We start from the raw sequence: 19,744 nt of genomic DNA, 5'->3' as shown, positions 1-19,744 counted from the left end.
TCGGCGGCTAGCCTGTATATACAGGCCGGGGAAGCAAAGATCGTCATGCGGGTCATCTCTTCACAGCAAGCTGCGGATCTTCTCGAAGACGGGATGAATGTCGCTGCTTCGGGTTTTGGAGGATGCTGCCATCCCGAAGCCATCACGGCGGCCGTCGAGGAGCGTTTCCTCGCCTCTGGAAGACCCCGCAACCTGACACTTCTGTTTGCTGCCAGCACGGGCGATCGTCAGACGCGCGGCATGGGGCACTTCGGTTATGAAGGCCTCGTCGCCTGCGTGATTGCCGGGGGATGGCGCGGAACGCCGCGCCTTGGCAGGCTGGCGATCGAGGAGAAGATTGAAGCGCATTGCTGGCCGCAGGGCGTCATCGCGCAGCTCTATCGGGCGATTGCCGCCGGTCAGCCTGGAGTGGTCACCCATATCGGGCTCGGCTCTTTCATGGATCCGCTTCATGGCGGCGGCCGCATGAATGCGACGACACCGCGCGCGCTTGTCGAGCGTGTGTCGTTGCGCGGCAAGGAATGGCTGCTTTATCCGTCGATGCCGCTCGATTGCGTGCTGTTGCGCGGAACGACGGCCGACGAAGACGGCAACATCACCCTCGAGGACGAGGCGTTCCCACTCGACGTGCTCGCCATGGCGCAGGCGGGCCGAAACTCCGGCGGTATCGTCGTCGTGCAGGTCAAGCGGATTGCCGAACGCGGCTCGCTGCCGCCGGGCGATGTTCGCATCCCGGCGGTGCTGGTCGATTATGTCGTCGTCTGCGATGATCCGGCCCAGCACGGCGTCAGTTTCGCCGAGACGGACAATATCGCCTATACCGGGCGCGTCCGGATGGCGATGAGCCGCCTGCAGCCGGCGCCACTGTCGGTCGATAAAATTATTCAGCGACGTGCCTTCCTGGAGCTGGCGCCGCTCAATCGCCCAACCATCAACCTCGGCATCGGCATTGCCGCCGGGATCGGCCGCATCGCCAGCGAAGAGGGATTTGACGATTATACGGTGACGATCGAATCCGGCGTCATCGGCGGCGTGCCGGCCGAGGAGCTGTCCTTTGGCGCCGCCGTCAATCCGACCGCCATCATCCCACAGGCATCGCAGTTTGATTTTTACGACGGCGGCGGCCTCGATATCGCTTTCCTCGGCATGGCCGAGGTGGATCGGCACGGTGCGGTCAATGTCAGTCGCTTCAACAATTCCATCGTCGGGGTCGGCGGCTTCACCAATATTTCGCAGACGGCCAAGCACGTTGTCTATCTCGGCGCGTTTTCGGCCGGTGGCGCTGAAATTGCGGTTGCCGACGGCAGGCTCGACATCGTCAAAGACGGCAGAGTTTGCAAGATCGTCGATGATGTCGACCAGATCAGTTCGAGCCCAGCCTTTGCGCCGGAAGGGCAATCACAGCTCGTCGTCACCGAGCGGGCTGTCTTTCGGGTAATCGACGGATGCCTGATGCTGACGGAGTTTGCCCCCGGCATCGATCTTGCCGCCCATGTTCTCGGTCGCCTGCCGAAGAGCGTCGCGGTGTCAGATCGGCTGAAGCAGATGGATGCGCGTCTGTTTTCGCCCCACGCCATGAAGGACTTTGCCCCATGAAAATCGATGGAGCCGCCATCATCGTCACAGGCTCGGCAACGGGCGTCGGGGCCGCATGCGTCAAACAATTCGCCGAGGGCGGTGCCAGGGTGGTCGTCAACTACAGCCGCAGCAAGAAGGAGGCCGATGAGACCGGCGATATCTGCCGCAGCCTGGGCGCGGAGGTGGAGATCGTCCAGGCCGACGTTGCCGATGACGCGGCTTGCCGCCGAATGGTCGCGACCGCCGTCAACCGATGGGGGCGGCTCGACGCCTTGGTGAACAATGCCGCAATGACAGTCAAATCCGATCCTTTCGATCTGGAGACGCTGTCGGCCGAAGATTTTCAGAACGTTTTCGGTGTCAACGTGATCGGCGCCTATCAGATGTGTCGGGCGGCGGTGCCTGCGATGCGTGACAGCGGCGGCGGTGCGATCGTCAATGTCTCATCCAATGTTGCCTTTACCGGCGGCGGCAGTTCGCTTGCCTATACGGCTTCCAAGGGCGCGCTGAATGCGCTGACCTTGGCCCTGGCGCGCACCTGCGGTCCCGATATCCGCGTGAATGCCGTTTGCCCCGGCATCATCGATACGCGCTGGATGCGCGACACGCTCGGGCCGGACGCCTATGGAACCATTGCCAAGCGATTTTCGGAAGCCGCGCCGCTCGGCCGTGTCGCGACACCGGAAGACGTTGCCGGCGCCATTGTCTGGCTTGTTCAGGGTGCCGACTTCGTCACCGGTGAATTGCTGTCCGTTGACGGCGGCATCCGCCTGTCCGGAGGCGTTCGCAAACCCTCGACATCCGGGGGCGCCGCATCGTGACGCTGTCGGCCCAATCCATCCTCGACTTCCCGGTGCCGCAGGCGACGCATGTGGTTACCGCAAGGGATGCCATCCTTTACGCCCTGTCGGTTGGCTATGGCACCAATGCGCTCGCCGAAAAGGCGCTGAGCTATGTCTATGAACGCGATCTCGTGACCGCGCCGACCCTTGCCAATATCGTAGCGCATCCAGGCCCATGGATGCAGCAGACAGGCGTCGACTGGGCGCGTCTCGTGCATTCCGAACATCGCCTGACGATCCACCGGCCGGTTCCTCTCGATGTGCCGCTGATCTCTCGCTCACGCGTCCTCTCGGTAGTCGATCGCGGCATTGAAAAGGGAATGTTCGTCAGCTTCGAGCGCCTGATCGCAACCGCGGACGGTGACGAGCCGATCGCGACGATCGTCCAGACGAACGCGTGCCGCGGCGACGGTGGATGCGGTTCGGCGGGATCTGCGCCTGAACCCTTGCCCAAAGTCCCGGACGGAGAGCCGGACTTCGAATTCAATGTCGACATCCCTGGTAACGCCGCTCTCATCTATCGCCTGAACGGCGATCTCAATCCGCTGCATGTCGATCCGCAGGCAGCCGGCAAAAGCGGCTTTGACCGGCCGATCCTGCATGGGCTGTGCAGCTTCGGCCATGCGGGCTACGCCATCGTCGCTGCCATCGATCCAGGCATGGCGACTGGCTTGAGCGCAATCGCGGCGCGTTTCAGCGCACCGATCTTTCCCGGAGAAACGATCACCCTGCAGATATGGCGCAACGGCGCCGAGATTCACTTCAGGGGGCTCGTTGCTTCGCGGAGCGCTATCATCCTCGACAATGGCGTAGCGAGGCTGTCATGACGAAAGCAGTCAAACCGGCCGCCGGCGAAGCGCGCCATTATATCAGGATCAAGGAGCAGATCCTGGCCGACATCGCCGAGGGCAAGCTGCAGCCGGGAGACCGGGTATCCTCCGAAAGCGAACTGGTGGCGGCATTCGGCGTCAGCCGCATGACGGCGAACCGGGCCCTGCGGGAGCTGATGTTCGAGGGCGTTCTCAAGCGATCCGCCGGGATCGGAACGTTCGTGTCGCCAAAACACCTCGACGTCGATCTGCTTCAAATCCGCAACATAGCCGATGAAATACTGGAACGGGGTCACACGCATAAGGCGGTGGTCGTCAAGGCCGGGCTGATGAAGGCGGATGCTAACGTTGCCGACGCGCTCCAACTGATCCTCGGCGCTGAGGTGATGCATTCGCTGATCGTGCACATGGAAAACGACCAGCCCATTCAGGTCGAGGAGCGCTATGTCAATCCGCTGGTGGCGCCCGATTATCTGTCTGCCGACTTCCACAGCATGACGCCGCACGAATATCTGACGCAGGTCGCACCGATAACGGCGTTTGAACATATCGTCCAGGCTGTCAAACCGGATAGGGCCATACGCAAATATCTCGGCCTGAAGAATGATCACCCTTGCCTGCGCGTCTTTCGAAGAACCTGGTCGGGCGAGGCCGTCGTGACCTGCGCGCTTTTATACTATCCCGGCGCGCAATATCGGCTGGAAGCACGGTCCAGCAAGGGTCCCTCTAAGCCCGTCGCCATTCTCGGAGAGAAACAGTGAGCGCCACCCATTCTCCATCGATCATCTTCAGCGCGGCTCCGCCGACGATCGAGGACATCGCAGCGGTTGCCCGTCGTCATGCGCGGATTGAGATATCCGCCGAGGTCGAAGCCCGGATTGTCGCGGCGCGTGCCGTCGTCGATCGCTATACAGCAAACGATCTGCCGGTCTATGGCCTGACGACGGGACTGGGAGCGGGAGTCGATACACGACTTGCAACGGAAGACCTCGTGGCGTTCCAGATGCGTGTGCCGCAAGCCCGCGCCGTCGGCGTCGGACAACCGCTCGCACAGGAATCCGTGCGGGCGATGATGGCCGTCAGGGCTGCCGGCATGGCGGCTGGCGGTTCCGGCGTTTCGCTGAAAGTGTTCCACGGTCTGATCGCCGCCATCAATGCAGGTGTCCATCCCGTCGTCCCGTCATTGGGCTCGATTGGTGCGGCGGATTTGGCTCCGCTTGCCCATATGAGCCGCGGGCTTCTCGGCTTCGGCGAGATCGAGCTTGGCGGCGAAGTGCTGCCGGCCGCCATCGCTCTTGAAAGGGCCGGCCTGAAGCCCCTCGAATTGGCGCCGAAGGACGGGCATGTGCTTGTTGTGGCCAACAGCCTCTCCATCGGCCTCGCCTGTCTGGCGCTTGAGGAGATCGAGCGGCTCTTCGATTGGTCCCTGAAGGCGATTGCCGTTAATTTCGAAGCGTTCCGAGCCAATGTCAGCGTCTTCGACGATCGCGCTCTGGCTGCAAGACCCGCCTTCGGGCAACGCCGTGTCGCCGCTGAGCTGATGGAGCTACTTTCGGGCAGCTCCTTGCTTGCCGCCGATGCAGCAAGACGTCTCCAGGATCCTTTGAGCTACCGTTGCACGCCGCAGGTCTGGGGTGCGTTGAGGCATGCGATCGACGAGGCAAGGCAGGCGACCGAGATTGAGCTCGTCAGTTCCGGCGACAATCCTGTCGTGATCGCATCCGAGGGCGTCATTCTTTCACACGGCAATTTTGACATGACCGCGTTTGTGCTCGCCTGGGAAAGGCTGGGGCAGGCCATGGCGCATTGCGCGGCAGGCACCGCCTATCGGATCATGAAGATCATGTCGCCTGGCATGTCCGACCTGCCGCGCTTCTTGACCCCGATGGGCCAGAGCCGTACCGGTTTTGCGACCGTGCAAAAGACCGTCTCGGCCATGGAGGCCGAAATCCGCCATCTGGCCATGCCGGTATCTCTTTCACCCATTCCTGTGGCCGATGGCGTCGAAGACCAGGCATCGATGGCCCCGAGCGTTTTGGCAAAGACGCAGGCGATCGTCGAGCGCCTGCGTTATCTCACTGCCATCGAACTGATCGCGTCGGTACAGGCCGTCGAGCTGCGCGGCGTCTCTGGCGAATTGGGCAAGGGATCGGCGGAAGCCTATGCTTTCGTCCGCACCCACGTCCCGGCGCTCGAAGAGGATCGCGCACAAGGGCCGGATTTTGCGACGATTGCCGCATTGATCGGGCTCGGCCCGCAATAAGCCCGGTTCGCCACTGCCCCGGCAAGAAGGGCAGGGCACTGACCGGTCATGCCGGCGGTCATTCTGGGGAATGCCGTCGGTTCGTTCATTGAAAAGTCAACAATAGGGAATGGTTATGAAAAATTGGACAAAAGGCATCTTTGCAGCGGGCATCATGGCAGCCGCCATGTTCCAGCCTGCATCCGCAGAGACCATCAAGGTCGGCAGCAAGAATTTCACCGAGCAGTTTATCCTCGCCGAAATGTACGCCGCCGTTTTGGAAAATGCCGGCATCACCGTCGAGCGCAAGATCAATCTCGGCGGCACGCTGATTGCTCACCAGGCATTAGTGGCCGGCGAGATCGATCTCTATCCGGAATATACTGGCACAGCGCTCGCTTCTGTCGTCAAGGGTGAGATGTCGACCGATGCCGACAAGGTCTACAGTGAGGTCAAGGATTTCTACGCCAAGCAGTTCAACCTCACATGGCTGAAGCCGAGCGGCATCAACAACGGCTACGTCATCGTTGTCCGGCAGGAAACGGCGCAGGCCAACAATCTGAAGAGCCTGTCGGATCTCGCCAAGGTTTCCAAGACCCTGGTCTTCGGCGGCGGTGCTGAATTTCCCGATCGCGCCGATGGCCTGCCCGGCCTGAAGCGCGTCTACGATGCCGAGTTCAAGGAGTTCAAGCAGTTTGCCAAGCTTGGTCTTCGTTATGATGCACTGGACCAAAAGGACATCGACGTCGCCAACGGTGCAGCGACCGACTGGCAGATCGGCTCGAAGAACCTCGTGCCGCTGGCAGACGACAAGGGTCTGTTTCCGCCCTACTACGTGGCCCCAGTTGTCCGCCAGGACGTGCTGAAGGCCAATCCGAAAGTTGCCGAACTGCTGGAAGCGGTCGGCACCCATCTCGATAACGAGAAAATGCGGGTCCTCAATGCCAAGGTCGAGACCGACCACGAGGAAGCCAAGGACGTGGCGGTCGATTTCCTCAAGGAAAACGGCCTGCTGCCGAAATGATTGTCATGCCCCGCGGCCGGATATCGATCCGGCCGCGACCTGGCGTGGCGATCTTTTCACGGTGTCTGTTCGAAAATCCGTCCGCTCAGCAGCCGGACAGGAATGTGGAGAAGCGGGAAATGCAGGAAATCTGGATCGATTATCTCAACGCCCTTGATGCCAAGGCGCTGGCGTTGACGAATGACGAGATTCTCGATGCAGTGTCGAAGGCGCTGGATGCGCAGGGCAGGGGCGAAACCGTCATCGAGCCGCGCGTCCATCTTGTGCCAGAGAGCTCCGACAAAGGCCATTTCAACGTGCTTCGCGGCTATGTCAAAGCGCTGAACTATGCCGGCGTCAAAGTTGTCGGTGACTTCGTCGACAACTATAAGGTCGATCTGCCCTCGGAGCTTGCGGTCCTCAACCTGTTCGACCCGAACAGCGGCGTGCCGAAGGCCATCATCGACGCAACTGCTATCACCGACATGCGCACCGGTGCCGTCACCGCTCTTGGCGCCAAATATCTCGCCCGCAAGGACAGCAAGATTCTCGGTCATATCGGTGCGCGCGGAACCTCTTACTGGAATGTCCGGCTTCTCGACCATCTCTTCGACTTCGAGGAAATCCGCGTGCATTCGCGCCGGCCGGAAAGTCGCGATGCCTTCGCAAAGCGTCTTGAGGCGGATCTCGGCAAGAAGATCGTTGTCACCGACAATTGGCAGGATTGCCTCAAGGGCGCCGACATCATGGTCGAGGCCAGCCGCCTGCCGGAACCAGCGCCGCTGTTCAAGACCGAATGGGTGAAGAAGGGGGCCTTCGTCGTGCCCTATGGCACGATGAGCGCGCTTGAATTCGATCTCACCGATATCATGGACAAGGTCGTCGTCGACGATTGGGGACAATGCGGCCCCGGCAAACCTTTCGGGGCGCTTCGCCGTCACGTCGACGAGGGCAAGGTGACGGCCGAGAACTTGCATGCCGAAATCGGCCAGATCGTCTGCGGCATGAAGCCCGGCCGCGAAAGTGACGAGGAGACGATCCTGTTTTGGCATCGCGGCCTCAGCACGACCGACGTGGCGCTCGGGGCCGCCATGGTCGACAAGGCAAGAGAGATGAACATCGGCCAGCGGCTGCGGTTCGCATAGTCGCCATGGTGATGTCCAAGCCGATCGCCTGTTCGAGAATGTATAATCTCAGCCCGCGCATTCGCGGCCTGTGGGACGCGCTGTTTGCGCTGGTCAGCTCGCAGTCCGGCATAGAACTCGAGATCATCGCTCATGCAGCACCGGCGCCGCTGTCGGAATTGTGGGCGAGGCCGGACATGGGTGCGGTCTTCATGTGCGGCTATCCGTTTTCGCGCATGCGCGAGGCTGCGCGACCGACGATGCTTGCCGCACCCGTCTCGAGCGAGGCATGGTCTTTGGACCAGCCGCTCTATGCCAGCCACATTCTCATCGCCTCCACCGGGCCAGTCAACGCGGTGGCCGATCTCGCTGCGGCACGCTGGGGCTGGACCGTGCGCGATTCTCAATCGGGCTACCACGCGGCGCGCTCCTTCCTTGCCGGCCAGTTTGCCGGGAAAATGAAGCAGAGCATGACGGTCGGACCGCTGCTCAATCCTTCAGGCATCGTCGCCGCCCTCAAGGATGGCAGGATCGATGCGGGCGCAATCGACGCTTACGCCTTCCAATTGTTGTCGATGCACGAACCCGATGCGATCGATGGTCTTCGTATTCTGGCGACGACCGCTCCGCTTCCCGCGCCGCTGTTGGTTGCCGCGCAGACATTGCCTGTGGACATCACCACAGCGTTACAGCAAAGCCTGGTGACGTTGCATGAAACGCCTGAGGGAACGGCAGTTTTGGAACGGCTTGGCCTCAGGCGATTTTCGGCGGTCACTCCGTCGGCCTACGATATTCTTTCGCAGAGAGCCGACGACGCCGATCGCAGATTGGGGATCCCATGGTAGACAGGCGAACGAGCGCCCCGATGCGGAGGTCTCGAAGATGAAATGGGTCCCTAAACATCTCGACCGGCTATTCGAAGCGCTGTTGGAGCACCTGTATCTCGTTTTTTCATCGGTCGGCATTGCCCTGGTGATCTCGCTGATCGTCGGGATATGGGCGGCAAGGCGGCCGCGGAGTTTTGCGGCCATCGTCATCTTCACCGGAATCCTGTTCGCCGTGCCGAGCCTGGCGCTGTTTGCGCTCCTCATTCCCATCATGGGTATCGGGGCGGCACCCGCTATAACAGGTCTTGCCGCCTATTCGCTGATGATCCTGATCCGCAATATCGGCATGGGGTTCCAGGCTATTCCGCGTGACATACTCGAAGCAGCCGATGGCATGGGTTACGGCACGGCGCGGCGGATCTGGGAAGTCGAGCTGCCGCTGGCGATGCCCTATATTGTCGGCGGCATCCGCATTGCCATGGTAACAGTGATCGGCATCGCGACCGTTGCCGCCTATATCAATGCCGGCGGGCTCGGCGTCATCATTTTCGAAGGTATCGACCAGCGGTTTCCTGAAAAGATCATCGCAGGCGGGCTGTTGACGTCATTTCTGGCGCTCTTTGCCGACTACTGTTTTGCATCGTTCGAAAAGCTGCTGCGCCGGCGCAGTGGAGGTAAAGCGGCATGATCGTGATCGATGCATTCAGCTGGATATTCAACAACTCCGGCACCTTCTTCAACGCTTTCAATCGCCATCTTCTGATGTGCATCCTGTCGCTCGGCATCGCTTTTGTCATTGCCGTGCCGCTCGGATTTGCCGTCGCACGGGCACCCCGCGCCGCCTTTGCAGTGGTCAATATCGCCGGCGCCATGCGCTCCATACCGAGCCTTGCGATCTTGTCGGCGACGATGCCTTTCCTCGGCATCGGATTGTTGCCGTCGGTGATCGCCCTCATCGTCCTTGCCGTGCCCCCACTGCTGTTGAACACGATCATCGGCATCCGCGAGATCGACGCCTCGGTGATCGATGCGGCAGATGGAATGGGGATGAGCGCCGGGCAGATGCTGTGGGAGATCGAACTTCCTCTGGCCGTTCCCGCGATTCTGTCAGGCGTCAGGACGAGCGCCATCCAGGTCATCGGCGGGGCGGCACTCGCCTCCTTCATCGGCGGCGGCGGACTTGGCGATTTCATCAATGCCGGCATTGCGATCATGAACATGCCGCGCCTTCTCGTCGGAGCGGTCCCGATTGCCCTGCTCGCAATCTTTGCGGAATTGGCGTTCGGCGCCCTGGAGCGCGTCTTCACTCAACGGCGCTAAGCGGCCGAAAGCGGATATCAGGATGATTCATCTCGATCATGTTACGAAGAATTACGACGGAAGCGGCCAGCATGCGGTCGACAATCTCGATCTCCTGATTGAGACCGGTACGACGGTTGCCCTGATCGGTCCTTCGGGCTGCGGCAAGACCACGACCATGCGCATGATCAATCAGTTGGAGACCCCCACGACGGGACGTGTGCTGGTCGACGGCAGGGATATCGCCCGGGTCGATCAGAAAGAGCTACGCCGCAGCATCGGCTATGTCATCCAGCAGGTTGGTCTGTTTCCGCATATGTCGATCGCACGCAACGTCGCAACCGTACCGCGGCTTCTCGGCTGGGAAAAGGTGCGCAGCGATCGCCGCGTCGACGAACTCCTGGATCTCGTCGGTCTTGATCCGGCCATCATGCGGCAGCGTCTTCCGCACGAATTGTCTGGCGGGCAGCGTCAGCGCGTCGGTTTCGCGCGCGCTCTCGCCGCCGATCCGGCGATCATGCTGATGGACGAACCATTCGGCGCGATTGATCCGATCACCCGCGTCCGGCTTCAGGACGAATTCCGCGATATTCTCAGGAAGGTGAAGAAGACCGTCGTCATCGTCACGCATGACCTCGATGAGGCAATCAAGATGGGCGATCGCATCGCGATCATGCGGGATGGCCGCCTCCTTCAATATGATAGCCCGCAGGAGATCCTTGCGCGTCCCGTCAATGAGTTCGTCGAGAGTTTCCTCGGCCCTGACCGAGCCATAAAAAGGCTGAGCTTGATTGCCGTATCGACGATCATGACCACGCCGGAACCGTCCAACGGCGATGCCGAGATCGCCGCTGACGCCACGGTTCACGACGCCTTGGCGCTCATCCTCTCCGGTGAGATGCCGGGCCTGCATGTCCGAGCCGCCGATGGCACGCTTGCGGGATATCTGTCGCGGGACACTTTGTTGCGCGCCAATCGGCTGTAGGGCAATTCCGGTAAAAGTGCGCAGCGGTTTTGCTCGACGCGGAACAAGACCACCGGCCCTTGCCGAAGAGATCACCATGCCAATGCTACCCACGCGTGCTGAAAAGGATTGCCGATCGCCTGTCTCAGGCTGTAGATGAGTTTCGCACAATGGGATTGTGCAAGCGGCCGGAATGACGTCAACTCCGCTCGTTCGTTATCGGTCACTGTCTGAAGCTTTCCCAGCGCACTGCGCTGCCACATGAGGGGACCTACGCCATTGTCTTCGCTTGTTCTTCCTAGTCGCCCGCTCTCGTTGGCGCGCAACGTCATCTCCACCCCGAATGCTTACTTCTGGTCAACGCCGATCATCCTGGCACTGGCTGTCTTTCTATTCGTCTCGGAAGCACCAGGCGTAATCCGCGATTTCCAGATCAGCCAGAACCCTTTGACGCTGGAAAATGGCGACGTGCAAAACGGGCGATGCACGACACGCAAGGCAGTCTTTACCGATTGCGAGGCACGCCTTGTCTACAGCTACGGCGGACGAGACTACGACACCGAAGTCGAGGTCATGTTCGTCGATTTCCATACTGGCGACTACGAAACCGGTCTTGTGATATCAGCCGATCATCCGGAACTTGCGACGATGAGCTTGGGTCTGGACATGCTCTGGAACCGGATCATCACGCTCACCGTGTTCGCGCTACTGTTTGGCGGCATGGGCCTGGGGATGATTTTTCTCGCTATCCGCATCTGGTGGGTCAAGGGCCAATTGCTTCGGCCTGCCATGCTGACCCCCGTTCCGGTCGAGGTCACCGCATTCGACCGCAGACGCGGCGTCCTTTCCATCACCTACAATGACAAGATTGCCAACGACAAAACGGGGCGATCGGCTTACACGCGCATGAAGAATGGAGAAGAGCCTCTGATCGTCGGGGAAGCCAATGGCAAAGCGATCGGACTGGCTGTCAGGCACGGCAATACTGCCCTGCCAGTGCTTCTGGACGATCGTCTGCAGCGCGTAAAGCTTACGGATGATGAGCGCAACGCGGCTCTTGCACCTTTCGCGCACCAGCAAGAAAGCGATCGGAGTGTGCCGGTTTTGATCGAAGACCCCAAGCAGTCGGGGGTATCGATTTGGAGGCGGTTGCAGGTTTTCTTCGGTATGTTGCTTCTGATCGTCGTCGGTGTGGTCGGCTTCTGGCTTTGGTACGTCACGACCTCTACGACACCATTCCAATCGCCTGGCATGGACATCAACAATCTCATGCCGGCGCCGTTAAACGAGTGGGGATGCGAGCAGCTCAAGAAGCGGTTTGGTCAGGATCGCGCGCCGCTTGGTTGCGTCGCCGACGATTACACGAGCTGGAAATAGCAAGACGGTCCGCGCTGTTTGACCGAGCCTTCACGATCGGCGGTAGACCAGGGCGGGCCGTTTTGGGGTGAAAATGCTTTTGGCGTTTCTGCGTCCAAATCAGTCCTGAACACATGTGAGGCCGTTAAAGCGACCGCTCGCTCAACGGCCGGTCGCTCTGGCGTCGTCTCCACGAAGCGCTTCGCGGCGCTAAATTCCTTCAGTCCTGGTCTGCGACGACGTAGGCAGGCAGCCGAAGCCGTACCGGTCGCCGAAAACGCAAGCGTCTCGGACCAATTTCGCAGTCAAAGATTAGATAACACCTTTGCTGAAAATGAAGCACCCATAGGGCCCTGGGTCGGAGGTTCTGACGATCGCGAAGGATTTTTTCGCTGCTTCGTAAAATGCGAAACGCTCCAATGCCTCCATCCGAACAGGCCGATCTTCAGCGCGATCGATGACTTTTTGTATCGTCGCGAAAATCGGCATTTGCCCGCTGGCGTCGCCAACAACTTGCATCCTTTTCACCGGCGCATCGATGAACGTGTCCAGTGGGAAGAGCGTCAGAATAGCTTCAGCGACACGCTCCAAGCCGCAGCCGGAAACGTCGATGAGATGGCCATAGGTTGTATGCCGGGCTATGGTCTGGGCAGGGTGGTTGACGTCGCACAAGACCAGTTGGTCCCCGTGCCCCATCAGCATCAAAGCATGCATCAGCTCGGCGTTTAAGACTGGATCGATTCCCCTCAGCATGTTGTGCCTCCCTGTCCAAAGGTCTAATCTTTACAGATAATGCAAATTCCGTAATGTTTGGAAATGGGCTCAGCCTCAAATGCTTCGTTTATATTTTTGGACAAAAGCACCGCTCATATCCGATGATGCTTATGGTTAGTCAAGTCGTCGCGAGAACGAAAACGAGAAATATCTGAGAATTCTGCAATGGATTACTTTACAACGGTAATTCCATGTGTGAAGTTATCGGTGCGGATGACGTCCTCCCAGTATAGGGGCGGCGGGTGCAGCTAAGCGCTCTACCTGCCGCCGCTTTGCAGGAAGGTCGATCAAACGTCGCGAGGAGTGCGCGACGCCGTTGGAGGAGGATCATATTTGGCATCGATGAATATCGTCAATGTCGGTAAGGCCTATGGAAGCCTGACGGTGATCCATGGCGTTTCCGTCGAAATCCCCGACGGCGAGTTCGTCGTTCTGGTGGGGCCGTCGGGTTGCGGAAAATCGACGCTGCTGCGCATGGTCGCCGGCCTCGAACCGATAACCTTCGGTGACATCCGGATCGACGGCAAGGTGGTCAACGACCTGCCGCCGAAGGACCGCGATATCGCCATGGTATTTCAGAGCTATGCGCTCTATCCGCACAAGACGGTGGCGCAGAATATGGGCTTCGCGCTGAAGATGCGCGGTGAGACGAAGGCCGATATCGACGGGCGGGTGCGCAAGGCGGCCGAGATCCTTGATCTGGTGCCGTATCTTGCCCGCTATCCCCGCCAGCTTTCTGGAGGCCAGCGTCAGCGCGTAGCGATGGGAAGGGCGATCGTGCGCGATCCCAAGGTATTCCTGTTTGACGAGCCACTCTCTAACCTTGATGCCAAGCTGCGCGTGCAGATGCGCGCCGAGATCAAGGAGTTGCAGCGCCGGCTGGCAACGACGATGATCTACGTGACGCATGATCAGGTGGAGGCCATGACCATGGCCGACCGGATCGTGGTGCTGCGCGACGGACGTGTCGAGCAAATCGGTTCGCCGCTGACGCTTTACGATACGCCTGCCAACACCTTCGTCGCCAGTTTCATCGGTTCGCCGTCGATGAACCTGATCAAGGGCCACATCCGCGCTTCCGCCGAGCCGTTCTTCGAGACGGATGAGGGTATTCGGCTGCCGCTCCACCGCGCGCCTGAAGGCTCGGACGGGCGGCCAGCCTTTTACGGCATTCGGCCCGAGCACTTCACGCTTGGCGGCTCGGTCAGCGCGCATGTGACGGTCGTTGAATCGACCGGATCGGAAACGCAGGTCTTTGCAAAGCTTGGGCAACAGAAGATCATCGGCGTCTTTCGCGACCGCGTCGAGGAGCCCTCGGACCACGTGATCGCGATGACGCCGAACGCAGCCCTCGTCCATCTGTTTGACGGAGAGAGCGGACTGAGGCTTATCTGAGAGTTCTTGCTGCCGCTTCGAGGAGGGAGCGCCGGCAGCCACAACCGTGGCGGTTTATCAACGGGAGGAGACCCATATGAAAGTCAGTGATTTCGAGAGAATGATGGCGATCGGCGTGAGCCGGCGCGCCATCCTGAAGACCAGTGCAAGCCTCGGTGCGGTCGCAGCAGGAAGCGCCATGCTCGGTTCATTCGGAACGGCCTTTGCGCAGGATGGATCCTTGCGCAGCCAGATCTTGCAGGTGCCGGGTGTCGGCAAAGGCTCGCCGACGGATGCCGACTGGCAGAAGGTTGGCGAGATGTGCCTGGAAGCGACGAAGAAGAGCGTCAAGCAGGGCGAGTTCGCCGGCGTCGAGCTGTCCTTCATGGGCCTGAATAACCAGAACCTGCATAACGTTCTGTTCCGCGGCTTCCTCAAGCCTTGGGAAGATTATACCGGCGCCAAGATCACCTGGATCGACCTCGCGCAGGCCGACTACAATCCACGCCTGCAGCAGGCGATCGCAACGGGTACGGTCGACTTCGACCTGCTCGAGATGGGTGCGCCGTTCGAGGGGGATGTCTGCGGCAAGGGGCTGGCGTCGGAGATGCCGGACTGGGTCAAGACCCAGATCGATATGGACGACTATGTCGACTACCTCAAGGCGCCGGTTGGCACCTGGGACGGCAAGACCTACCGCGTCTCGGTCGATGGCGATTGCCACAACTTCAACTACCGCACCGACTACTTCGCCGATGCCGACCTGGCGAAGGCCTGGAAGGACGAAGGCCACGAGGGCGAGTGGGGCGTTCCGAAGACCTGGCAGAAGGTTCAGGAGGTCACCAAATTCCTCAAGGGCAAGACCATCGGCGGCATGGAAGCGGTCGGCTATCTCGACGCACCCAAGGCTTGGGGCGGTTTCGGCTTCTACTTCCTCGGCAGCCGCGCCACGGCCTATGCCAAGCACCCCGATGACAAGGCCTGGTTGTTCGACACCGACACGATGAAGCCGCGCATCAACAACCCGGCATGGGTCCGGGCGATTCAGGACGTCATCGACGCCCTGCCATTCGAAGCGGGCGATCAGCTCAACGCCGATCCGGGCACGACAGCCTTCCAGCAATTTCTGGCCGGCACCGGGTCCATGGTCTCCTGGTGGGGAGACGTGGGTGCAAGCGCGCGCACCAGCGACAGCTCGGTTGTCGGCGACACCATCGGCTTCGACATCCTTCCGGGATCGGACGATGTCTATAATTCGAAGACCGGCCAGTGGGAAAAGCTTGCCAGCGGCCCGAACCACGCGCCGAACATGGCCTATCTGGGCTGGGGCGTCTATGTGATGGCCAGGGTCGATAGCGACGAGAAAAAGAAGAAAGCGGCCTGGAGTGCTGCAGCCCATCTCGGCGGCAAGGATCTGGCACTCTGGACGGCGGCCTATCCCTCCGGCTTCCAGTGCTATCGCAAGAGCCAGTTCGACATCAAGGAATGGGTGTCGGCAGGTTATGACGAGGCCTTTATCTCAGGCTATCTCGCTTCGCAGTCGAATTCCTACAACCATCCGAACGCCGCTATCGAGCCGCGTATTCCGGGCATCTTCCAATATTACAGCGTCGCGGAAGATGAACTGGCCAAGGTTTTCGCCGGACAGGTAACCGCACAAGCCGGCGCCGATGCGATCGCTGCCGCCTGGGAGAAGATCACCGATCAGCTCGGCCGCGACAAGCAGCTTGCGCTCTACAAGGCCTCGCTCGGGGCCTGATATACGACGGACATCTTCGGATGTCTCGTCCATGATCTCAGGCGGCACAAAGTCGTGCCGCCTGAACCGTTGCCCGGTTCCGCACGCCTTTCTGCCTCAAGGGTCTTGCCTATGTCGCATACGATTACCCCAGCCGTCAGCCCTGTGGAGGGCGCGACGGTCCAGCGTGCCGCCGCCAGGCGCGGTCGGCTGCTGCTCTTCGCTGCGACCATCTTGTTGTTCGCCGTCCTCATTCTCCAGGTCCTCGATGCGAGCGGGGTCACGGCGCTCGGCCTCGTCAATTGGCGACCGCTGCTGTTTGCCTATATCATCTGGGCGGTGGCACTGTGTGCGAGCCAGGTGATGATCCGCGGTGAGGCGGGGCAGCGCGCGGTTTTCGTGCTTCCTGCCGTGCTCTTCACCGTCGCCATGGTGGTTTTCCCAACCGTCTTCGGGCTTTATATCGCTTTCACGGATTGGAACCTGAGCGCGGCGGCCGGCCGACGCTTCAACGGGCTGGACAATCTACGCACGTTGTTCGCGGACCGGTATTTCTGGAACGCGCTGCTGAACATGGTCTATTATGTTCTCTCGGTCCTCGTTCAATATGTCATTGCCTTCGGGCTGGCGCTGCTGCTCAACGCCGAGATCAAGGCGCGCAAATTCTTCCGCGTCGCCTTTCTTCTGCCGCTGATGCTGAGCCCGGTGGCTGTCAGCTGGATGATTGGAAAATCACTCATGGAATACCGATTCGGCCCGGCGGCGACCCTTGCGCGCCATCTTGGCTGGGACAATCCGGCTTTCTTTTCGACGCCGTGGCTCGCGCGAACCTCGATCATGGCCATGGATGCCTGGGTGTCGATCCCGTTCATGATGATCCTGCTGCTCGCCGGCCTTCAGGCGCTTCCTTCCGAAATCAAGGAGGCGGCGAAAGTGGATGGCGCGTCCGGCTGGCAGAGTTTCAAGGAGATTACCTTTCCGCTGATGCTTCCGGTCAGCATGACGGTCATCATCCTGCGCATCATCTTCCAGCTGAAGCTCGCCGATATCGTCATCAACGTCACCGCTGGCGGACCGGGCGGGGCGACGGATACCGTGTCGAGCTTCATCTTCCGCGAATATCGTGACCGTTCCAATGTCGGTTACGGCACCATGCTTGCGGAATTCTATCTCGTCATCATCATCATCTTCGTCGCGCTCATCCTGAAAGGGGCGAGCCGATGGATGCAACGTGAAAATTGAGGCGAAGCCCATGGCGATCATCGCTGAAACGTCCGATAGGCCGGGGAGCCTCTGGTCGCGGCGCCCGCAATTCCTGACCAACAGCCTGCTGATCTATGCGGCTCTGGTCTTCTGGGCCTTCATCTCGCTCTTTCCGATCTACTGGACGATCACGACCTCGTTCAAGACAGCGGTCAACGTGACGCAGGGGCATCTGATCCCGTTCGTGGACTTTACGCCGGACTGGAAAGGCTGGCGCTCACTCGGCCTCTCGCCGGATACGATCTTGGCGCCATCGACCGTGCGCGACGAGTTCATCCGTCGCTTTTTCAACAGTATCGTGGCGTCAGCAGGGGCGTCGTTCCTGGCGGTGCTCATCGGTTCGCTGGCGGCCTATGGGCTCAGCCGGTTCTCCTATAAATTCCTTTGGATGGCGAACAAGGACATTTCCTTCTTCTTCCTGTCGCAATTGATCCTGCCGCCGGTCGTGCTCGCTATGCCGTTCCTGGTTCTCTACAAACACCTGATGCTGCTCGATACGCTGATCGGCCTCATTCTTATCTACACGCTGATGGTGCTGCCGATCGTGATATGGATCATGCGCGACCAGTTCGACACCATCCCGGTCGAGTTGGAACAGGCGGCACTGGTTGACGGCTGCTCGATCTGGGGCGCTTTCCTACGGATCGTCCTGCCGATCGCACTGCCCGGCATGGTGGCAGCTTTCATCCTTTCGGTCATTCTTTGCTGGAACGAATATTTCTTTGCGGCGCTGTTGACGAGTTCGAATGCAAAAACGCTGCCGGTGATGGTGGCAAGCCAGACGGGGTCGCAGGGGATCAACTGGTGGTCGATGGCCGCCATCGCTACGGCTGCGATCATGCCGCTGGTGCTCGTCGGCATTTTCCTGGAGCGCTACATTGTGAAGGGCCTGACGGCGGGCGCCGTCAAATAAAGGCACGAGGAGGATATTTTCAATGCTCATAAATCTTGACCCGGCGCTCAATGCCGACGTGCTGCACGCCTTGCGCTCCATGGGGCATGGGGACACGCTTGTTGTGTCCGATACCAATTTCCCGAGCGACAGCGTGGCCCGCCAGACGGTGATCGGCAGGCAGCTCAGCATGGCCAATCTCTCGGCACCGCAGGCGATCCGTGCGATCCTCTCTGTGCTGCCACTCGACACACCGCTCCAGAATTCCGCCGGCCGCATGGAAGTCATGGGCGCGCCGGGGGAGATGCCGGCTGTACAAAGCGAGGTGCAGGCGGAGATCGACCGGGCGGAAGGCAAACCTTCGCCCATGTACGGCATCGAGCGCTTCGCCTTCTACGATCTCGCCAAGAAGGCCTATTGTGTAATCTCGACCGGCGAGACGCGGTTCTATGGCTGCTTCCTGTTCACCAAGGGCGTCATCCCACCTGCAGGCGTGTGAGGTGTCAGCCATGAGAACCGGAATTTCCATTCTCGGCATTTTTGTCGCCGACACCGCCTATCTCGCGCCGCGCATGCCGGCCCTGGGCGAAACCATCGCCGGCAGCGGCTTCTCCGTCGGTCCAGGCGGTAAGGGATCCAATCAGGCGGTGGCTGCCGCGCGTGCGGGAGCCGACGTGTCCTTCATTTCGAAGATCGGTCGCGACACATTCGGCGATCTGGCGCTCAAGACCTATGAGCAGGCCGGCGTGACGGCGAAGCTGATCGTCATGGACGACAAGCCGACAGGGGCCGCTTTCATCTATGTCAACGACCGCACCGGCGACAACGCTATCATCGTCTACGCCGGGGCAGCCGGCACGATCGGCATCGAGGATGTCGAGGGAGCGCGCGAGACGATCGAGCAATCCGCAGTGTTCATCACCCAACTGGAACAGCCTGCACCCGCGGCCCATCGGGCGCTTGATATTGCAAGGAAGGCCGGTGTCACCACGATTTTCAACCCCGCACCCGCGGGCGCCTTTCCAGCGGAGATCTACCGGCTCTGCGACTATATCATCCCGAACGAGACAGAAGCCGCGGCCCTGGTCGGCTTTCCGATCGAAACGCTGGACGATGCGAAACGCGCAGCTGACGTGTTTTTGGCGCAGGGAGTGGGTGCGGCGGTCATCACGCTCGGCGCCCGCGGCGTGTTGTTTCACAATGCCGGGCAGTCGGCTCATGTGCCAGCCGTCTCCTGCGGCCCGGTCATCGATACGACCGGCGCCGGCGATGCCTTCGTCGGCGGCTTTGCAGCAGCACTTGCGCGAGGCGCACCGCCGCTCGATGCTGTCCGCTTCGGCTGCGCCACTGCCGGCATCGCCGTGACGAGACGCGGGACGGCCCCTGCCATGCCCTCGCTTGCCGAGATCGAGGCCGTAATGGCCGGCTGACGCCGACATCCTGCCGTACAGGCGACCCATTTGGGGCCCTTTCGAATTCCATCCAGCCAAGGCTGTCAATACCGGCGGCGGGTTTCCGCACGCCGGTGCTTTGGCGAGGGAGGCAAGGGCGGAAGCAGATATCTCCGACGCGGCCCACAACGAATTGACGCATTGCACAACACTTATAACTTTACAAATATAAATTATTCTGTGAAGT

At 60.4% G+C, this 19,744-nt stretch carries 19 protein-coding genes; 18 read left to right on the top strand and 1 reads right to left on the bottom strand.

From position 1 onward, the window contains the following. The first annotated feature begins 45 nt into the window (after window positions 1–45). The 12 genes from MOV76_RS03355 (at window position 46) to MOV76_RS03300 (ending at window position 12,086) form a co-directional block, all read left to right on the top strand. Entirely contained in the window at window positions 46–1,596 is a 1,551-nt protein-coding gene (locus MOV76_RS03355; RefSeq protein ID WP_247263819.1) for an acyl CoA:acetate/3-ketoacid CoA transferase, read from the top strand. Further along, on the top strand, window positions 1,593–2,399 hold the full coding sequence (locus MOV76_RS03350) for an SDR family NAD(P)-dependent oxidoreductase (protein WP_130718988.1): 807 nt from the start codon (window positions 1,593–1,595) through the stop codon (window positions 2,397–2,399). The genes MOV76_RS03355 and MOV76_RS03350 overlap by 4 nt, the downstream gene beginning before the upstream one ends. Then, on the top strand, window positions 2,396–3,247 hold the full coding sequence (locus tag MOV76_RS03345; protein ID WP_247263818.1) for a MaoC family dehydratase: 852 nt from the start codon (window positions 2,396–2,398) through the stop codon (window positions 3,245–3,247). Before MOV76_RS03350 ends, MOV76_RS03345 begins: the two co-directional genes overlap by 4 nt. Beyond that, a complete protein-coding gene (hutC, locus tag MOV76_RS03340) occupies window positions 3,244–4,011 on the top strand; it encodes a histidine utilization repressor (protein WP_027686468.1) in 768 nt (255 codons plus the stop codon). The genes MOV76_RS03345 and hutC overlap by 4 nt, the downstream gene beginning before the upstream one ends. Then, entirely contained in the window at window positions 4,008–5,513 is a 1,506-nt protein-coding gene (gene hutH, locus MOV76_RS03335) for a histidine ammonia-lyase (protein ID WP_247263817.1), read from the top strand. The genes hutC and hutH overlap by 4 nt, the downstream gene beginning before the upstream one ends. 109 nt (window positions 5,514–5,622) lie before the next feature. Continuing rightward, window positions 5,623–6,516, top strand: a complete 894-nt coding sequence (locus MOV76_RS03330; protein WP_408987979.1) for a glycine betaine ABC transporter substrate-binding protein — start codon at window positions 5,623–5,625, stop codon at window positions 6,514–6,516. A 119-nt stretch (window positions 6,517–6,635) separates the two neighbouring features. Beyond that, complete coding sequence (locus MOV76_RS03325; protein ID WP_247263815.1) at window positions 6,636–7,640, top strand: ornithine cyclodeaminase family protein; 1,005 nt, start codon at window positions 6,636–6,638, stop codon at window positions 7,638–7,640. Window positions 7,641–7,645: 5 nt separating this feature from the next. Then, window positions 7,646–8,464, top strand: a complete 819-nt coding sequence (locus tag MOV76_RS03320; protein ID WP_247263814.1) for a phosphate/phosphite/phosphonate ABC transporter substrate-binding protein — start codon at window positions 7,646–7,648, stop codon at window positions 8,462–8,464. A gap of 37 nt (window positions 8,465–8,501) precedes the next feature. Next, a complete protein-coding gene (locus tag MOV76_RS03315) occupies window positions 8,502–9,134 on the top strand; it encodes an ABC transporter permease (RefSeq protein WP_112907086.1) in 633 nt (210 codons plus the stop codon). Beyond that, the gene (locus tag MOV76_RS03310; RefSeq protein WP_047620633.1) at window positions 9,131–9,766 is read left to right on the top strand and encodes an ABC transporter permease; all 636 of its coding nucleotides are present in this window, start codon (window positions 9,131–9,133) and stop codon (window positions 9,764–9,766) included. The genes MOV76_RS03315 and MOV76_RS03310 overlap by 4 nt, the downstream gene beginning before the upstream one ends. A 22-nt stretch (window positions 9,767–9,788) precedes the next feature. Then, window positions 9,789–10,730 carry an ABC transporter ATP-binding protein gene (locus MOV76_RS03305; RefSeq protein ID WP_112907084.1) on the top strand — a complete coding sequence of 314 codons (942 nt, stop codon included), beginning with the start codon at window positions 9,789–9,791 and terminating at the stop codon, window positions 10,728–10,730. 240 nt (window positions 10,731–10,970) lie between these two features. Continuing rightward, the gene (locus MOV76_RS03300; protein WP_193442843.1) at window positions 10,971–12,086 is read left to right on the top strand and encodes a hypothetical protein; all 1,116 of its coding nucleotides are present in this window, start codon (window positions 10,971–10,973) and stop codon (window positions 12,084–12,086) included. Window positions 12,087–12,377: 291 nt separating this feature from the next. On the opposite strand, the gene MOV76_RS03295 is transcribed toward MOV76_RS03300, so the two are convergent. Further along, a complete protein-coding gene (locus MOV76_RS03295; protein WP_018245829.1) occupies window positions 12,378–12,818 on the bottom strand; it encodes an RbsD/FucU family protein in 441 nt (146 codons plus the stop codon). 354 nt (window positions 12,819–13,172) lie between these two features. Here MOV76_RS03295 and MOV76_RS03290 point away from each other — a divergent pair, with 354 nt between their 5' ends. The 6 genes from MOV76_RS03290 (at window position 13,173) to rbsK (ending at window position 19,536) form a co-directional block, all read left to right on the top strand. Further along, the gene (locus tag MOV76_RS03290; protein WP_283186710.1) at window positions 13,173–14,234 is read left to right on the top strand and encodes an ABC transporter ATP-binding protein; all 1,062 of its coding nucleotides are present in this window, start codon (window positions 13,173–13,175) and stop codon (window positions 14,232–14,234) included. 76 nt (window positions 14,235–14,310) lie between these two features. After that, window positions 14,311–15,972, top strand: coding sequence for a sugar ABC transporter substrate-binding protein (locus MOV76_RS03285; protein WP_247263813.1), 1,662 nt, complete (start codon window positions 14,311–14,313; stop codon window positions 15,970–15,972). A 111-nt stretch (window positions 15,973–16,083) separates the two neighbouring features. Continuing rightward, window positions 16,084–17,193, top strand: coding sequence for a carbohydrate ABC transporter permease (locus tag MOV76_RS03280; protein WP_247263812.1), 1,110 nt, complete (start codon window positions 16,084–16,086; stop codon window positions 17,191–17,193). Window positions 17,194–17,203: 10 nt separating this feature from the next. Next, window positions 17,204–18,127, top strand: a complete 924-nt coding sequence (locus MOV76_RS03275; RefSeq protein WP_027686456.1) for a carbohydrate ABC transporter permease — start codon at window positions 17,204–17,206, stop codon at window positions 18,125–18,127. Between the two features lie 22 nt (window positions 18,128–18,149). Then, window positions 18,150–18,605 carry an RbsD/FucU family protein gene (locus MOV76_RS03270; protein ID WP_247263811.1) on the top strand — a complete coding sequence of 152 codons (456 nt, stop codon included), beginning with the start codon at window positions 18,150–18,152 and terminating at the stop codon, window positions 18,603–18,605. 10 nt (window positions 18,606–18,615) lie between these two features. Next, window positions 18,616–19,536, top strand: coding sequence for a ribokinase (gene rbsK, locus MOV76_RS03265; protein ID WP_018245823.1), 921 nt, complete (start codon window positions 18,616–18,618; stop codon window positions 19,534–19,536). Window positions 19,537–19,744 lie beyond the last annotated feature (208 nt).

The sequence above is a fragment of the Rhizobium sp. PRIMUS64 genome, assembly GCF_023006465.1.
GTDB lineage: Bacteria > Pseudomonadota > Alphaproteobacteria > Rhizobiales > Rhizobiaceae > Rhizobium > Rhizobium leguminosarum.
Note: the sequence above shows the minus strand (reverse complement) of the source record. Positions and strands in the feature narration are given on the sequence as shown.

What these genes read in the sequence shown, in the direction of transcription:
- MOV76_RS03355 (WP_247263819.1), top strand. Translation starts at nt 46, where the DNA reads ATGCGGGTCATCTCTTCACAGCAAGCTGCGGATCTTCTCGAAGACGGG.
- MOV76_RS03350 (WP_130718988.1), top strand. Translation starts at nt 1,593, where the DNA reads ATGAAAATCGATGGAGCCGCCATCATCGTCACAGGCTCGGCAACGGGC.
- hutC (WP_027686468.1), top strand. Translation starts at nt 3,244, where the DNA reads ATGACGAAAGCAGTCAAACCGGCCGCCGGCGAAGCGCGCCATTATATC.
- MOV76_RS03330 (WP_408987979.1), top strand. Translation starts at nt 5,623, where the DNA reads ATGGTTATGAAAAATTGGACAAAAGGCATCTTTGCAGCGGGCATCATG.
- MOV76_RS03325 (WP_247263815.1), top strand. Translation starts at nt 6,636, where the DNA reads ATGCAGGAAATCTGGATCGATTATCTCAACGCCCTTGATGCCAAGGCG.
- MOV76_RS03320 (WP_247263814.1), top strand. Translation starts at nt 7,646, where the DNA reads ATGGTGATGTCCAAGCCGATCGCCTGTTCGAGAATGTATAATCTCAGC.
- MOV76_RS03315 (WP_112907086.1), top strand. Translation starts at nt 8,502, where the DNA reads ATGAAATGGGTCCCTAAACATCTCGACCGGCTATTCGAAGCGCTGTTG.
- MOV76_RS03310 (WP_047620633.1), top strand. Translation starts at nt 9,131, where the DNA reads ATGATCGTGATCGATGCATTCAGCTGGATATTCAACAACTCCGGCACC.
- MOV76_RS03305 (WP_112907084.1), top strand. Translation starts at nt 9,789, where the DNA reads ATGATTCATCTCGATCATGTTACGAAGAATTACGACGGAAGCGGCCAG.
- MOV76_RS03300 (WP_193442843.1), top strand. Translation starts at nt 10,971, where the DNA reads ATGAGGGGACCTACGCCATTGTCTTCGCTTGTTCTTCCTAGTCGCCCG.
- MOV76_RS03295 (WP_018245829.1), bottom strand. Translation starts at nt 12,818, where the DNA reads ATGCTGAGGGGAATCGATCCAGTCTTAAACGCCGAGCTGATGCATGCT.
- MOV76_RS03285 (WP_247263813.1), top strand. Translation starts at nt 14,311, where the DNA reads ATGAAAGTCAGTGATTTCGAGAGAATGATGGCGATCGGCGTGAGCCGG.
- MOV76_RS03280 (WP_247263812.1), top strand. Translation starts at nt 16,084, where the DNA reads ATGTCGCATACGATTACCCCAGCCGTCAGCCCTGTGGAGGGCGCGACG.
- MOV76_RS03275 (WP_027686456.1), top strand. Translation starts at nt 17,204, where the DNA reads ATGGCGATCATCGCTGAAACGTCCGATAGGCCGGGGAGCCTCTGGTCG.
- MOV76_RS03270 (WP_247263811.1), top strand. Translation starts at nt 18,150, where the DNA reads ATGCTCATAAATCTTGACCCGGCGCTCAATGCCGACGTGCTGCACGCC.
- rbsK (WP_018245823.1), top strand. Translation starts at nt 18,616, where the DNA reads ATGAGAACCGGAATTTCCATTCTCGGCATTTTTGTCGCCGACACCGCC.